At 38.6% G+C, this 15,436-nt stretch carries 16 protein-coding genes; 8 read left to right on the top strand and 8 right to left on the bottom strand.

The genetic code is table 11. From position 1 onward, the window contains the following. Window positions 1–108 precede the first annotated feature (108 nt). Complete coding sequence (locus ACJ9PY_RS09755; RefSeq protein WP_187049242.1) at window positions 109–747, top strand: LexA family protein; 639 nt, start codon at window positions 109–111, stop codon at window positions 745–747. A gap of 356 nt (window positions 748–1,103) precedes the next feature. Here ACJ9PY_RS09755 and ACJ9PY_RS09750 read toward each other — a convergent pair whose 3' ends face one another. Continuing rightward, window positions 1,104–1,793, bottom strand: coding sequence for an N-acetylmuramoyl-L-alanine amidase (locus tag ACJ9PY_RS09750; RefSeq protein WP_411739898.1), 690 nt, complete (start codon window positions 1,791–1,793; stop codon window positions 1,104–1,106). 528 nt (window positions 1,794–2,321) lie between these two features. Here ACJ9PY_RS09750 and ACJ9PY_RS09745 point away from each other — a divergent pair. Both ACJ9PY_RS09745 and ACJ9PY_RS09740 read left to right on the top strand, forming a co-directional pair. Further along, entirely contained in the window at window positions 2,322–3,236 is a 915-nt protein-coding gene (locus ACJ9PY_RS09745) for an aminoglycoside phosphotransferase family protein (protein ID WP_268937567.1), read from the top strand. A 27-nt stretch (window positions 3,237–3,263) separates the two neighbouring features. Next, a complete protein-coding gene (locus ACJ9PY_RS09740) occupies window positions 3,264–3,683 on the top strand; it encodes a CotD family spore coat protein (RefSeq protein ID WP_411740257.1) in 420 nt (139 codons plus the stop codon). 63 nt (window positions 3,684–3,746) lie between these two features. Here ACJ9PY_RS09740 and ACJ9PY_RS09735 read toward each other — a convergent pair whose 3' ends face one another. After that, a complete protein-coding gene (locus tag ACJ9PY_RS09735) occupies window positions 3,747–4,208 on the bottom strand; it encodes a GNAT family N-acetyltransferase (RefSeq protein WP_106027894.1) in 462 nt (153 codons plus the stop codon). 1,019 nt (window positions 4,209–5,227) lie between these two features. On the opposite strand from ACJ9PY_RS09735, the gene ACJ9PY_RS09730 reads away from it, so the two are divergent. Then, on the top strand, window positions 5,228–5,467 hold the full coding sequence (locus ACJ9PY_RS09730) for a hypothetical protein (protein WP_411739897.1): 240 nt from the start codon (window positions 5,228–5,230) through the stop codon (window positions 5,465–5,467). Between the two features lie 449 nt (window positions 5,468–5,916). On the opposite strand, the gene ACJ9PY_RS09725 is transcribed toward ACJ9PY_RS09730, so the two are convergent. Continuing rightward, on the bottom strand, window positions 5,917–6,177 hold the full coding sequence (locus tag ACJ9PY_RS09725; RefSeq protein ID WP_098864509.1) for a hypothetical protein: 261 nt from the start codon (window positions 6,175–6,177) through the stop codon (window positions 5,917–5,919). Window positions 6,178–6,370: 193 nt separating this feature from the next. Between ACJ9PY_RS09725 and ACJ9PY_RS09720 the strand changes: the two genes are divergently transcribed. Both ACJ9PY_RS09720 and ACJ9PY_RS09715 read left to right on the top strand, forming a co-directional pair. Next, window positions 6,371–6,700, top strand: a complete 330-nt coding sequence (locus ACJ9PY_RS09720) for a DMT family transporter (RefSeq protein WP_054396540.1) — start codon at window positions 6,371–6,373, stop codon at window positions 6,698–6,700. A gap of 25 nt (window positions 6,701–6,725) precedes the next feature. After that, window positions 6,726–7,073, top strand: a complete 348-nt coding sequence (locus ACJ9PY_RS09715) for a DMT family transporter (protein ID WP_057276133.1) — start codon at window positions 6,726–6,728, stop codon at window positions 7,071–7,073. Between the two features lie 47 nt (window positions 7,074–7,120). On the opposite strand, the gene treR is transcribed toward ACJ9PY_RS09715, so the two are convergent. The 3 genes from treR to treP all read right to left on the bottom strand — a co-directional run bounded on the left by treR (window position 7,121) and on the right by treP (window position 11,069). Next, entirely contained in the window at window positions 7,121–7,834 is a 714-nt protein-coding gene (gene treR / locus ACJ9PY_RS09710) for a trehalose operon repressor (RefSeq protein ID WP_411739896.1), read from the bottom strand. 31 nt (window positions 7,835–7,865) lie between these two features. Next, on the bottom strand, window positions 7,866–9,536 hold the full coding sequence (gene treC / locus ACJ9PY_RS09705) for an alpha,alpha-phosphotrehalase (RefSeq protein WP_411739895.1): 1,671 nt from the start codon (window positions 9,534–9,536) through the stop codon (window positions 7,866–7,868). An 81-nt stretch (window positions 9,537–9,617) separates the two neighbouring features. After that, a complete protein-coding gene (gene treP / locus ACJ9PY_RS09700; RefSeq protein ID WP_063576661.1) occupies window positions 9,618–11,069 on the bottom strand; it encodes a PTS system trehalose-specific EIIBC component in 1,452 nt (483 codons plus the stop codon). 378 nt (window positions 11,070–11,447) lie between these two features. Here treP and ACJ9PY_RS09695 point away from each other — a divergent pair, with 378 nt between their 5' ends. Further along, window positions 11,448–12,032 carry a CGNR zinc finger domain-containing protein gene (locus ACJ9PY_RS09695; protein WP_063576662.1) on the top strand — a complete coding sequence of 195 codons (585 nt, stop codon included), beginning with the start codon at window positions 11,448–11,450 and terminating at the stop codon, window positions 12,030–12,032. A 289-nt stretch (window positions 12,033–12,321) separates the two neighbouring features. Beyond that, complete coding sequence (locus ACJ9PY_RS09690) at window positions 12,322–12,876, top strand: HPP family protein (protein WP_057276138.1); 555 nt, start codon at window positions 12,322–12,324, stop codon at window positions 12,874–12,876. Between the two features lie 148 nt (window positions 12,877–13,024). On the opposite strand, the gene ACJ9PY_RS09685 is transcribed toward ACJ9PY_RS09690, so the two are convergent. After that, complete coding sequence (locus tag ACJ9PY_RS09685; protein ID WP_411739893.1) at window positions 13,025–14,134, bottom strand: DNA alkylation repair protein; 1,110 nt, start codon at window positions 14,132–14,134, stop codon at window positions 13,025–13,027. Window positions 14,135–14,640: 506 nt separating this feature from the next. Beyond that, on the bottom strand, window positions 14,641–15,435 hold the full coding sequence (locus ACJ9PY_RS09680) for an XdhC family protein (RefSeq protein ID WP_176548577.1): 795 nt from the start codon (window positions 15,433–15,435) through the stop codon (window positions 14,641–14,643). Window position 15,436 lies beyond the last annotated feature (1 nt).

Raw genomic sequence — 15,436 nt, 5'->3', positions numbered from 1 at the left:
TAATATCACACTTGAAGTATAGTTACCAACATTTTTTCGCAAAATTCACGCACTTTTCGTTTACTCACTTTCACTCATAGTGTATATTCAAGTAAGAGGTGAAGAAATATGCACATTGGTGAACGGATTAAAATGTTAAGAAAAGAAAGAAAAATGACACAAGAAGATTTGGCAAAAGTATTAAAAGTAGCTCCTACGGCAGTATCAGCTTGGGAATCCGGACGGAATAAACCTTTAATGGATAAATTGAGCATGATGTCCACTTGTTTTGAAATACCGCTATCCCACCTCATTGAAGGAGCGCCTATCGTTAGAAATAATCCTGGAATGGAATTCCTAAATGAAAAAAATGTAAGATTAATTGGTGTCTACGGAAATATCCCAGCTGGAGAGCCTAATTTCACCAACGAATATATAGAAGCGTATATGCCGGCATTAAATTCGATGCTTAAATCGGATAAAGAATATTTTTTCCTTAGAGTGAATGGCAATAGCATGAATAAAGAATTCAGAGACGGATCATTGATTCTCGTTGAAAAAACCACCTACCTTGATAACGGGAAAATTGGAGTGGTCTTGGTAAATGGACACGATGCTACGGTCAAAAAAGTGAGAATCAATGAAGAAAACATCATACTCACTCCCTGCAGCACGGATCCTTTTTATGAAGAAAAAACCTATAACATAAAAAATGATAGAGTCCGTATTTTAGGAAAAGTGGTTCAAGCCATTAAAATATACGACTAATATCCAACTCGAGGGTTTATTACGGGAAGAAAGTAAAATAAATGAATAATGAGCAGCCATACATAGATTCAATTCTTTCAGTTTATCAACTTAATTGCTGCTGCATTTTAGGTACAAGCCATCATGGTTTGTGCTTTTTAGTATTGTCTTTTTATTTGTCTTTACATAAAATCCATTTAAATTTGTGTCAGCCCATAAAAAAAAGGCATACCTTACATACGGAAGGACCGAATCAGGACGGCAGAATGTAGAGTTTTTCATTACATGTATATTCCTGAATCAAAAAGGCCCCTCTCTTTTTGAGAAGAGCTTACTGTGTGGAGTGCTTCTGGAAGGTATAAATAATTATTAATTATTCATTTCACCCGCAGTTTCTGGTTAACCGTAATGGTGTACTGACTGTCAAGACCGTTCCAATCTTTAATTTGCTGAACCGTACTGCCATAAGAATTGCTTAAGGAATATACTGTATCCCCACTAACGACAGTGTGGTATACAGCTGTACTTTTCTTAGTTAGATTGAAGCATTTAACTAAACCGTTTACATGTCCTCGAGCCAGTGATTCGATAAAGGATGACGTTTTCAACTTTGCTGCGTCATTTACATTATCGATAAATCCATTTTCAGTCAGGAGTGCAGGCATTTCCGTTTCACGGAGTACATGTAAATCTCCTGTTTTTTGTCCTCTGTCCTGGATGTTGATAAGCTTCATGACCTCTGAATGAATATGATCTTGATACTCTTTCGTTATCTGGTTAGTAGACGTATAAATGTAATCCTCGTACCCGGTTCCGCCGCCTGCATTAATGTGGATGGAGAAAAAAAAGTCAGCTCCCCACGCGTTCGCTGCATTCGTACGATCGTTTAAGGTGGGGAAGGTATCTTGGGTCCTGCTCATTTTCACAGAAACGTTATTATATTCTATCAATAAGATGTCTTTAATTCGGGTTGCAATGTTTAAAGTTAAATCCTTTTCTCTCAATCCATTTCCGACCGATCCTGAATCCGTACCGCCATGGCCGGGATCAATAAATACTTTCACCATTTCTATCACCTCTATTAATCTTATGTTACGTATTAACAAATGCTTGTACACATAACTATCGGATTAAAGAAATTCTGCCGTTCTCAAAAAAAAAAACACCCCCTAAAGGTGAAGTGGCATTATATGATGTCATTCGCCCAATGGTGGGGAATTCTTTGAAAAAGACTTTCTCTATTTTTTTACTTTCGCATTTGGAATTTTTGGAGAATAAGCCATCTATAATCTAAGGAACAAGAAGATTGAGGGATATTAAAAAAGTCAACATTAACACAAATTTATCGGTTTTTGGTTTGCTGTTTCCACTAATATTATATTGTAGCGTCCCTTTCGTAGTTTCCGCCTTATACTTTTCTATTTTTCAATGTCAGCACACCCCACTTTGTTTAGATTAATTGTGTGTGACAAGCTATTGGTTTCATTTATAAAAATTGCTAAATGGAATCTTTGAATTTTTTACGAAAGCTATAGAAAATGATCATGTGAACTTTCATTCCTAAACATTGTAGGGATTCTAAAAGGAGAGATTGTATGATAAATGAATATGATAAGTTTGAACAATTAGTTAAAAAGTTGGATCAAGGAAACAAGCTAATTCGCGCATGGGAATTAATGGGCGGAATTTCTGCAAATGTGACAGGACTGGAAATATTACAATCGTCAGGGCGGATCGTAAAAATGATCGTTCGTCAGCATGGTGATAATGACTTGAAACGGAATCCAAATATTGCTTCATTTGAACACAAGCTCTTAGGGATATTGAAAGCTGCCTGTTTGCCTGTACCAATGCCCTATTACTTTGAGCAATCCTGCGAGATATTTTCCAAGCCATGCATACTTATCGAGTTTATTGAGGGTAAGTCAGAATTCACCCCCTCAAATCTTAATGATCATATCTTGCAATTGGCAATCAATCTAGCAAAAATCCATCGTGTTAATTGTGCAGATCTATCTTTATCATTCATGCCTAAACTGGAAAATACATATGTCGAGATGTTAAATAATAAAGATAGGGTAATCCTGGACGAAACATTAAATTTGAGCTTGATTAGAGATTTGCTGAAATCCTCCATGCCGCTACCCTCCATGAATAAGGAAGTGATTCTTCATGGTGATTATTGGCCAGGAAATATATTATGGAAAGAGGATACACTAGTTTCCATAATTGATTGGGAAGACTCTGGTTTAGGGGACCCTTTGACTGATCTTGCCAATAGTCAACTCGAAATTTTATATCATTTTGGAATGCAAGCGATGAATGACTTCACCAATCGATATAAATCCATGATGCCAGAGGTGAATTTTACAAACCTACCCTTCTGGCAATTATTTGCCGCATTGCGGTTATCTACATTTCCCGAATGGGGCTTGGAAAAAAGCAAGGAAAATATCTGGCGGAAAAGACACAAGTCATTTGTTTGTGAAGCGATTAACCGAATGCGGTAAATTAATGTTTATTCATTTTTTTTGAAAATGATTGAAGGATCTGATATGCCCGTAATTTTTGATAAAGGCATTTATACCAGTCCCTTTATCATTTATTTTCATAAACTAATAATGACTTTCAAAAAAACCCCAGGAGGTGTTTACATGTATAATAAGCCCTGGGGGCATCCGAAAGGCGGTCAATGTCGACCACAATATTGCCCACCTCACAGAATGCCCACTCAATATAATCCATCTCAAACCTCCCCGACCAAGCAATATGTTAAAACCAATGTCATTAACACTGTTATTCCGGTTTTTCACCCGACACATACAACAACCGTGAATAAACACTTCAACACCTATATACCGCATACCCGAAGTATCGTAAAAGAGTGTTATTCACAAAGTTTTGTTTGTGGAGTACCTCAACCCCCCAGTTATTCGAGGAGAATGTTAAGATATTAATTAAAAAAACCCCGAATCGGGGTTTTTTATTAATTCCTTCAAACTCATTGAGTTACAAAGGATTTACAACTGTCTGAATGCAAACTCCCTATACTTTTTAAAATTTTGTTTCTTATAAAACTCTTTTGCTGCCATGTTTTCAAACCAATAATCCAGTTCTATTAAATCTATATCATTCTTTTTAGCAATATCATAGACCTCATTCATTAGTTTTTTACCGTAACCTTTATGGGTTTGACCTTCAATGATACTAAGCTGATGCACATATACTGATTTATACTCATTTTTAAAAACACTTTCAGGATAGTTTTTAATTTCAATCCATGCGTAACCAATTGGCACTTCATGATCTTTTAAAACTAGAAAAACAAAATTATCATTTTCAACCAAATTTTTAAAAGTTTCTTTCATTGCATTATAATTATATTCCTTAAAATACTTAGGATATAGTTTTGCATGCAGATTGTGAACATTTCGATTTAATTTTGCAATTACTTCATGATCCCTGGATTGACTTACATACATAATTATCCCCCCCTGCCTATACTATATTACAATCAAGCAACGTCCACATTCCAAAAACAATCCTAGCCACTATTTGAAAAGTTAGTTCAGGAAGGCAAAAAAATCAGGTCCATATTTCAATCGCTTCGCCACCACAAGCTGCTGGCTATGGATCTTAGAGAACTTGCCTAAATGAAGGAACATTAATCTTATTAAAGCAGATAGAGCTTCTGATGAAACGCTTATGGCTTATCCGAAAGCCAAACTTGTCTGCCGCTGGCTTTCTTAAGGCAATCTATGAATTGTACTTACTATAAGGAATCCTATTTTCATAGGATAACGTCAGCCAAATGAAAAAGGTATCGGAAACGGTTATGAGCGAAAAAAATATTACGGAGAAAGTCTTCTAAATGTCCTTGCATATGTAATAGTTGAATATGTGAGTTCAAGCACGATAAAACACGATCCTTCCTTCTTGAAAGCGGATAAGGATCATGAGCTTTACAACTTAAAGCGTGACCCTTTCCTTCCTGCACGGTTTGATTTTGTACATTCGAAATACGTGTTATGAATGGTGCTAGTACACTCTAAAAGTGGTTACCTATTTCGCACTTGGGAATATTGTTTAAACACCAATATGGATGATATTCCGTTGATTTTTTCACAGTTGGGTATACCTTAAAACGGAGCCATATTATCATGCCGGATTAACCAAAGACTTTTGTTAAGCTTTGATTTAAGGGTCTTTAGTTGAATAAGTGGTAAAAATCTTCATACAGAAAATCCCTTCAGATTGTGGACAAACTCGATGAAAATCGAGTTTGTCTATTTTTATGGCTTTTACAATTTGGACGTTGATTGGAACGTAGGGCACTCGCTCCCGCGGGCGGTCGGGGAGCCTCCTCGGCTTTCGCCTGCGGGGTCTCCCCTAGACGCGCTTTTCTAAGCAGGAGTCTCGAACACCCGCTCCAATCAACTTTGTCTTACCTTGATAGAACACTTTTTCCTAGATTCATTTTTGTTTTAAAATAGAAGTATTAATGAGTATGCTTTCTATACATGATTCTATTCAGCGAGATCAACTTGAAATGATTACTTTAGATCAACTGGGGACACTGAAAAAAACACGTGAAGCGCAACTGCTTCCGGGAAAACTTCAGCTTGATCCCTACTTGCGTTTAGCAGTAGATCCTTCTCTATCTCAAGATCTAAAAGGAAAAGAATTATTGCCATCGTATATGAAATTTTTGGATGTACAATTCCACTTCTTGCGCCAATAAGTGAAACCTCCCCGTTTATAGGAAAAACAATTGGCGGTCAAGGTTTCCTTCTTGGAGCGTTCCTAACTGGACATAGGAGAAATACACCCTACTAACAAACCAATAGTGAGTATTTTGCTATTGGTGGATCACATGAATATTATATATTCTATCGAGGTATATCTTAAAATAAACCATGTCTTTACAGAGGTTCTTCAGACTGTCGACTGGTTTTTCCATTCAATTGATGGACGGATGTATCTGGCTAGATGAAAGGTTCTACCTTTACCTTCGAAATCAAGTGCCGGCCTTACACCAAGAATGAAGACCTTTTTTCTATCTCTATGAATATAATGGGTCCAGATTTTACTGGATCTCTTTTTCTTGGTGATTGACTGTTACCATATCTTCCACCTGAAGTAATAGGCTGTTGCCGTTCCCCCCGTTATTCGTTTCTTAGGCTTTGTTCCTCAGTATGTTCTCACTGGTGATATAAGATGACGATAGGAGGAATTTTCGCTTGGCTCGATTAAGACAGGTCTCATTGGACCGCCAAAACTTAGCTTTACCTCGTTTTCTTTTATCGCTTTTAAGGCATCCAATAAAAAACTTCCATCAAGTGATACACTTCCCCCCGCCTCACCTCTGATTGACTTGATGCTTTGCGTTTCTTCTATTTTCCCTAATTCCGATGAATTAGAAGATATCCTTAACTTACTATTATCAAGGATTTCGGTCGGAGGGGGCGGCTTATTGTATCACTTTCAGTCTTATAATGAGCGTAACTGGAAATTTTCTGCCATGACAGAAAATATGTAACTGAATATAGGTGGTATGGGTTTAATATGAATCCTTTAGATGTTAAGATTCTTGGGGGAAGAGATTGAAAAATAGTAAGTAATATATATATAGGAGGAGTTCATCTTGAATCCTTATGCATTTTTGGCAATTGCCATCCTAAGTGAGGTGTTTGGCAGTTCGATGTTAAAAGTATCAAACGGGTTTAAAAGGTTATTCCCTTCCATTGGTGTGGTTATTGGGATGGGTTTGGCTTTTTATTGCCTATCGTTATCTTTAATAACCATCCCGCTTGGAACGGCTTATGCCATTTGGTCGGGAATAGGCACAGCTTTAACTGCTTTAGTGGGAGTTATCGTTTATAAAGAAAGCTTTAACCTGAAAAAATTTTTAGGTTTAGTCCTGATCATTGGCGGAGTGGTTGTATTGAAACTCTCTAGTGAAGGCACTTCTTAACAATTTAATAATCGGAGGTAACAATATGAAAGGATACATAGCTTTAGGAATTTCTATCATAAGCGAAGTATTTGGTACGACCATGCTTAAGCTGTCTGAAGGCTTCACTCATTTATCCGCTACATTTGGGGTTATGATAGGATTTGGTATAGCATTCTATAGTTTATCTGTATGTCTTAAAACAATTCCGTTAAGCTTAGCTTACGCCATTTGGTCAGGAATAGGCACAGCTTTAACAGCATTGATAGGCGTGCTTTTATGGAATGAGCCATTCAGTATCACTACTTTAGGCGGCTTAGTATTAATAATTGGCGGAGTGGTTTTACTAAATGCTTCCCATACCTCCAAACAAGCGGAAGGAGAATCAAACTAAGTTTGACTCTCCTCCTCTCCCCGCTCATTCAAAAATATCAGTAGACTTCACCAAGTTCTCCGTGCAAAGTCCGTGAACTTGAATTTATCGGGTCTATGCCTGGATTCGCTATACTGAAACAAGCTTCCATCGATTAAATGGACCGTACTTTTCACAACTGCCACCATATCGAAGTCTTCAATGTCCAATAATTGTTTATCTTCTTCACTGCATGGCTCCACGGTAATTTCCTTATTTGAAAAACCAATCTGGAGCCCAAGTTCCTTTTCGATATATCCATAAATCGAATCCTCACAAATTTCCTTTGACAGGTTGCTTACGAACTCGCTTTTGAAATAGTCTTTGTCCAGGATGATTTTCTTCCCATTGATTTGCCGAATCCGGGAAACCTTCCATACTTTACCATCATCAGTTAAGTCTAGAAGCTTGGCCATATTTGAGTCGGGGGTCTCAAGCTCCAACTTATGAATGATCGTTTTGGAATGCAAATTCAACTTTTCCACCATTTCTTTATAGGAAATCAACCCTGCTACAGGAAAATTAAATTTGCTGAAGTCCAAGACAAATGAACCCTTGCCTTTGATTTTATGGATATATCCATTTTGTTCAAGCAACTGTAGGGACTTTCTCACAGTATCCCTGGATATGTCATACTCTTCCATGAAGCTGCTTTCGGAAGGAAGCTTTGAATTTGTCGGAAAGGTTCCTTCTTCAATTTTTGAAACGATATCACCATATAGCGATAGATATTTGCTGTTCATTTCATCACCACAATATATTTTTCTTAGTCTGCTACTCGTCCTTTTTCAACAAATAGACAACCGATTCATAGGGACGGAGGATAAAATCACCTGCAAGTTCTTTCGAATCGATATAGTTTGAGAGCAGGAGCTCTGAGTTGTACCCGGATAGGTCGATATCATTTGGTATTTCGAAGGACGCTTCTTTTGCATAAAAGTTATTGATGACCAAAAGTTTCTCGTTTTCATAACTGCGTATATAAGCGAACAAAGCGTCATGGTCGCCAAGAATTTCCTGATAGTCCCCATATGCAATGATATCATGTTTCTTGCGTAAGAATATAAGTTTTTGGTAATGATGAAAAATGGAATCCTGATCCATCAGTGCGTGTTCAGCGTTGATGTTTTTAGCATGATCAGGCACCGCAATCCATGGAGTCCCTTTTGTAAAGCCTGCATGCTCCGTATCTTCCCATTGCATGGGAGTTCGCGAGTTATCACGGGACTTAGCTTGAAGGATTTCAATTATTTCCTTTTCATCCTTGCCTGCCTCTTTTAAAATATTATAATAATTAATCGATTCCACATCCCGGTATTGTCCAATATCATTGAACTTCGGGTTGGTCATCCCTATTTCCTCCCCTTGATAAATATAAGGGGTTCCCCTAAGCATATGAATGGCTGTTGCCAGCATCTTGGCAGATTCGTTATGATACTCTTGATCATTCCCGAACCTGGTTACAATCCTCGGCTGGTCATGGTTGCACCAGAACAGGGCATTCCATCCATTTCCTTCTTGCATCCCATATTGCCAGCTGCTTAGTATCTCCTTTAACTGACTGAAGTCAAAATCTGCAAGTGACCACTTTTCCCCATCCTTATAATCCACCTTTAGATGATGGAAACTGAATACCATGGACAGCTCCTTTTCAACTGGAGCTGAATATTTGATGCAATGGTTAATGGTCGTCGATGACATTTCCCCTACTGTCAGCACCTCTTCATCCTTCCCGAAAGTTTCTTCATTCATTTCTTTGAGGAATTGATGAATCTTGGGACCGTCTGTATAAAAACATCGGCCATCTCCATCTTTGTCATTTTCATAGATGTCAGGTTTCGAAATAAGATTGATGACGTCCAAACGGAATCCTTTGACACCTTTATCCAGCCAGAAGTTTACTACATTAAAGATTTCCTGCCTCACTCTGGGATTTTCCCAATTAAGGTCAGCTTGTGTTCGATCGAACAAATGGAGGTAGTATTCATCATGTTCCGCTACATATTCCCATGCAGGACCTCCGAATTTCGAAATCCAATTCGTAGGGGGCTCTCCATCTTTCGATTTCTTGAAAATATAATAGTCCTTATATTCTTTATCTCCAGCCAATGCTTTTTGGAACCATTCATGCTCTGTTGATGTATGGTTGAATACCATATCCAACATGATTTGGATATCCCGCGAATTCGCCTCTTTCACCAATCTTTCGAAATCATCCATCGTCCCAAAAACAGGATCAATGGATGTATAATCGGCTACATCATATCCATTATCATTTTGCGGTGAACGATAAAAAGGGGTGAGCCAAATATAATCCACTCCCAGTTTATTCAGATAATCAAGTTTTTCAATAACACCATTTATGTCCCCGATGCCGTCACCGTTCGAATCCTTAAATGATTTCGGATAAATTTGATAGATGGTACTTTTTTTAAAATCCTTCATTGTAATTCCTCCTCTTCGATCCCCGATGTATCTTTCGTAAGTATCGTAAAAAAGAGGGAGAATGCTTCTCCCTCCGCGTTATCAAGCATTTAATTTCGTTGTTTTCGTTCTAGTTTTCAAGTTCATATTAGGACGTTTGGAGAATGCTATAGTCAAAATGAATGGCACAACGAAAGCAACCAGCATCGCGAGTGCAAACATTCCCATATGCTGCGGCTGGATGGATAGGATACCTGGAATCCCTCCAACACCGATTGAGTTTGCCATTACTCCAGATCCGACTGAAACGATGCCTGCGAAAAGTGAACCGATCATACCGGCTAAGAACGGAAAGCCGTATTTCAAGTTAATGCCGAACATGGCTGGCTCGGTTACACCGAGATAACAAGAAATCGTGGCAGGTATGGAAACCTGTCTCTCCTCCTGGTCCTTTCTGTTGATGTAAATCATTGCTAGCACTGCCGTACCTTGTGCAATATTGGATAACGCGATCATCGGCCATAGGTTCGTACCGCCAAGTTCACTCATAAGCTGAAGATCGATTGCGTTTGTCATGTGATGCAGGCCTGTGATGACAAGCGGTGCATAGGCAAAGCCGAAAACGGCAGCAAATAGCCAGCCAACTGATGAAGTCAATCCGGAATATACAATCGTAGAAATGACAGAACCGATTTTCCAGCCTATAGGCCCCAGAATGGTATGGGCAATGATTACAGTTGGAAGTAACGCGAAAAATGGAACGACGATCATGGAAATGGAATTGTGCACTTTATCTCTCAAGAACCGTTCTAAATACGCCAAGACGAACCCTGCAAGTATCGCTGGTATGACTTGAGCCTGGTAGCCGATCATATCGACATGGGCAAAACCGAAATCCCAAAAAGGTATATCACTTGCCTTTGTGTTTGCCACTGCATATGCATTAAGAAGCTGTGGGGAAACCAGGGTCAAACCAAGGACGATGCCGAGAATTTGAGTCGTGCCCATTTTCTTCGAGATCGACCATGTAATCCCAACAGGAAGAAAATGAAAAATAGCTTCACCTATAAGCCAAAGGAAGGCGTGTACCCCTCCCCAAAATTGTGAAATATCCACAAGGGTCTTTGTGCTGTCATCGAACATTTTAATATCCCCGATGATATTGCGGAATCCAAGAATGAGTCCGCCAACGACTATGGCAGGAATCAGCGGGGTGAAAATATCCGCAAGATGAGCAATCATACGCTGCAGCCAGCTCATATTCTGTTTTGCTGCATTTTTCACATCTTCTTTTGACGCTTCCTGAAGTCCAGCTATGGAAACGAATTCATTATAAAACGATGATACTTCGTTCCCGATTATGACCTGAAACTGGCCAGCTTGTGTAAAAGTTCCTTTCACAAGCTTAATCGATTCGATATTCGTTACATCCGCCTTGGCGGGATCTTTCAACGCAAAACGCATTCTTGTTGCACAATGCGTAACCGTCGCAATATTTTCTTTCCCTCCGACATGTTGGAGCAAATCCGTTGCTGGTTCTGTGTATTTACCCATTTCACTACTTCCTTTCCCTAGAAAGCAAAATATAGTTGTTTTTATAACCTGTACGTATAGGTTCTGTATACGCTTTCATATTATCCTGTACGTACAGGATATGTCAAGAACTTTTTCCCCCACTTTAAAAGAATTGATTATCATGGACTTTCATTTACGATTCTGTTCTTGCACTTTTCCCCCACTTTAAAAGAATTGATTATCATGGACTTTCATTTACGATTCTGTTCTTGCACATTTGGATTTTGATAGCATTCATATTATCCCGTGATTTTAGACGAGTAGCTGAAAAATTCAGAAATAAGGTATAATGAAGATATAACCTCTCAATTTATATTTTAATGGTTAGAATTTAGCAGGGAAATGGGAGATGAACTTATGTCTGAAACTAATAAATTTCCACTTATATCAGGGAATCTTTCTCTGGATTTAGTGAATACGGAACTGGTCAGTCGTGGCCAACGGCAAGACTTAATACTATCAGAACGGGATATGCTGGACTGGCTTACTGTAATAAAAGGGAATAACTCATATTTGGATAATCAGTTATCCCCAATAATTAAAGAGAGAATTCAACGAGTATTTGCAAGCATTCTAGAAATGCGTACTATTTTAAGAAAACAATTTGAATTAATAGCAGATGGGAATTCGATTCCTGATGGGTTTATCGCCTATTTGGAAAAAAAAATCGAAAAATCGCCTTTCACATATAAATTAAGTGATCAAAAACTGGTTCCCATACCTGTTGGAGAAGCGGAAGGTATCCTGCAATCTTATATTGCCTTCGACTCATTAACTTTAATTGAAAAAAATAAGCTGTCATCATTAAAGCGATGCTCGAATGATGATTGCGTCCTGTTATTTATCGATGAAAGCGGAAGACGCAAATGGTGTTCAATGAAAATATGCGGGAATAGGAAAAAGGTAGCCAGATTTCAACACCGGAAATCTGATGATGAATGAAGATACACACCTTATTAAGTTTGTCAGAATGTAAACAAATTTTGAAGTAAGCTTGTTGCCTGCAGTTTATTCATTATAAAACGATTCCAGTTAATTTCTTCACATCCATTTAGGATTTCATAAAACAGTAAAATGATTCGGGTTGAAACTATTCTGAACCTCCTCTTGTCAACACACTAAGTTGGCTTTTTTTGCTATTTTTGGATTTTTAAACTAACCACTAAAAATTATTTTGACGGGTTAGTCCATTTCATGTAAAGTCTAATTATATAAAAAAGGAGGGTTCACTTTGGACCGTATTTCAGCCGCGAGGCATAATGAAAAACGCTTATTTCATATTCATTATTTATCGAAGATGAAGGGAAAAGGAAGAAGCCCTTTACAAATAAATGTAAAGGACGCAATAACGGGGTTGATTGGGGGATTTTTAACTATATTCGCCTTAATTCTTTTAACAAAAATAACATCAGCAGTGTGGTTAATGGCTCCATTTGGTGCCAGCTGTGTGCTGGCGTTCGGTCTGTGGAATGCACCATTATCACAACCGCGTAATATTATAGGCGGTCATTTTATTTCAACATTCGTAGGTTTAGCTTCCTATCATTTTTTTGGCGATGAACCTTGGGCAATCGGCTTGGCTGTCGGATTAGCAATTGCGGTGATGATGCTGACAAAAACGACGCACCCGCCAGCTGGAGCAGACCCGCTTGTAATCATGCTTGGCCAGTATGGCTGGAGTTATTTATTTACTCCTGTTTTAACTGGTGCCGTGATAATCGTTTTACTGGCATTGTTAATTAATAATTTGCGCAGCAATCGGAGCTATCCAACCTTTTGGATTTGATTGCTTTTTAATGTGGATAAAGCATAATTTTTCAATGTTTCACTATCATGAAATAATAAACGAGGAACGCTCAGACTCCTCGTTTTTGTCAACCTTAATTGCTGTATTCCTGTTAATTAAGTTCTCCCTCGCTTTTCAATAACCTTTATCATCCATCATTTAGTTTGACTTGCGTTTCAGCAACTTCCACTCCGTTCACAAGGAGTGATATTCGATGGATCCCCATGTAATGTCGACGTGTCGTCAGGTCTTTCCAATTGTGAATCCTCACTCTTTCAACTCCTTCACCATCTGAGAAATCCCTATCTGCCAATAGGAAAATTTTACGGGAAGTTTTCTGATTTGCTTTCACAAAATCGATGGCATACTCGATGCGAAGTTTCACAGTGTTCTTTCCTTGAACTTGAAAACCGAAATGAAGTTCACTCGTTTCCCCAATAATAATCGAGTCTGGTTCATTTCTAATAAATGCGTTTGTAATGATATTCGGATTATTCAATATATCCGTGTATCCAAATAAAGAAAGGACTTCTGGATCTGCTTGACGAACTAAGGTCCTGCATCCCCGTCGAATAATCCAAATCGTGTTGGGTTCTCCGCTTTCATACCAGCGCTTAGCTGTTTCTATTACGGTTTTCGGATGATCTTTGGCAATATCATTCAAGTTATTGGCCACACTTTTGCGAACATATAGGGACGGATCGTTTTTCAGGTTCTCAAGTAATTCCAAGACGGGTGCCGGATCGGATTTGAACATCGGTAAAGATTGGCCCCAAGGTAACCTGGGCCTGCATCCCTCACTAGCCAGCCTGCGGACATGCTCATCATCATGATTGGTCCATCCCTTCATCTTCTCGATCATTAAAACGGGATCAAGCAAGATAAAAGCACGGATTGCAAACTCGGAGGATGACCTTGCTGTAAAACGCTCCAACGCATCTAGCGATAACGGCCAATCTTTCTTATTCAATCCATGTACCTCTACAAAATCAGGGAAAAATAAATATCTAAAACCCTCACAATCCTTATCAAGCCGATACAAAATATCCAAAGCCTCTTGATAATCACTTGGAAGATACTTTCCAAGAGTAATGGAAATGTGCCTTATTCGTTCTTTTAACTTCCTCTCGTCCCAATGCTCATCAATTACTTCCCCTTTAAACGATTCAGTAGAGAAGGACGGATGGACACCCTTTACTTTTTCACCGAATTCACGAATGAACATTTCATTATATAAATCCTTTAAAGGCTCAGCCATTTCATTCACTTCTTTTCTTCAGGTTAAATTTGCTTTTGGATACTTGCACTGCCTATCAGCTATCATTTCAAACTATGTTATGCACGATACAATCATTAAAAAAGGAAGCTTACTTTACAGAACAAGTCTGTCCAAAATCAAGTGAAGTTCATTCATCACTATTAGGAACGACTGCATAATAGCTGATTCTATAGGAATCTATAAACCTCTTTCCAATGGATGTAATCTTTGCACCAGAACCCGTTTCCCATAAGTCCATTTAATATCCCCATACAGGAGTTTTCCTTTGTGTATAGTATGATAGTAGTAGCATATAAAGTAAAATATTTCTAGCATATTAATGAATGAATCAAAACGACAAAAGGCCCACTCTAATAGCAAGGGCCTGCTTCTAGCTTTTATCAAAGAAAAAGGGTCAGTCCCACTGAGTTAGTACTTTAACACAGTGGGGACTGACCCCATTATCTATTAGACATTTTGATTTTTGCTTTATCTGACCTTTCTACTTATCTATTTAATTGTTTCACCTTTACAGGCTTTTTTTCCTTGCTTAATTTGATGATTTGACCGATAATACTGATGGCAATTTCTTCTGATGTTTCCGAGTCAATTTCCAAACCGATTGGAGAATGGACCTGCTCCAACTGTTCTTGCGTGACCCCTTCACTTTTTAACTTTTCAAATATGCTTATGACCTTGCGTTTACTGGCTACCATCCCAACATATGCAATCGGAAATTGCAGTGCCGTTTTTAATACAATATCATCACAATCTTTTGTAACAATTACCACATATGATTTTTCATTTAGGTTGGCTGCGAGCAAAGCCTTTCCAATATCCTCGTTCACAAAAAGGTTTGCCGCATTCGGAAAGCGTTCCTTTGTACAATAACCAACGCGATCATCGACAATGCAATAAGGATATTCAAGGAAATCAGCAAGCTTTGCCAACGCATGGCCTAAATGACCGGCCCCAGCCAGAATGAGTTCAGGCCTGCTTTTATAGACTTCAATAAAGACCCGTAACGTGCCGCCACAATTCATCTGAATTCCGTCTTTTGCATGTTTATTCAATTTATATTCAACGATTTTCGATTGTCCATTTTGGATCGCCTTTACACTATCTTCGATCACATAGTGTTCAGCCAAGCCCCCTCCGACAGTCCCTTCAATGGTACCATCCCGGTAGACAATCATTTTTCCAACATGCCTGGGAGTCGAGCCCTTTGATTCAATAATCATGGCTAAAGCAAAGGTTTCGTTTTGGCGCGTCAGCATGGCCACTTTTTCCATCAGCTGCATG

Source organism: Peribacillus sp. S4 (genome assembly GCF_046715815.1).
Classification (GTDB): domain Bacteria; phylum Bacillota; class Bacilli; order Bacillales; family DSM-1321; genus Peribacillus; species Peribacillus frigoritolerans.
Note: the sequence above shows the minus strand (reverse complement) of the source record. Positions and strands in the feature narration are given on the sequence as shown.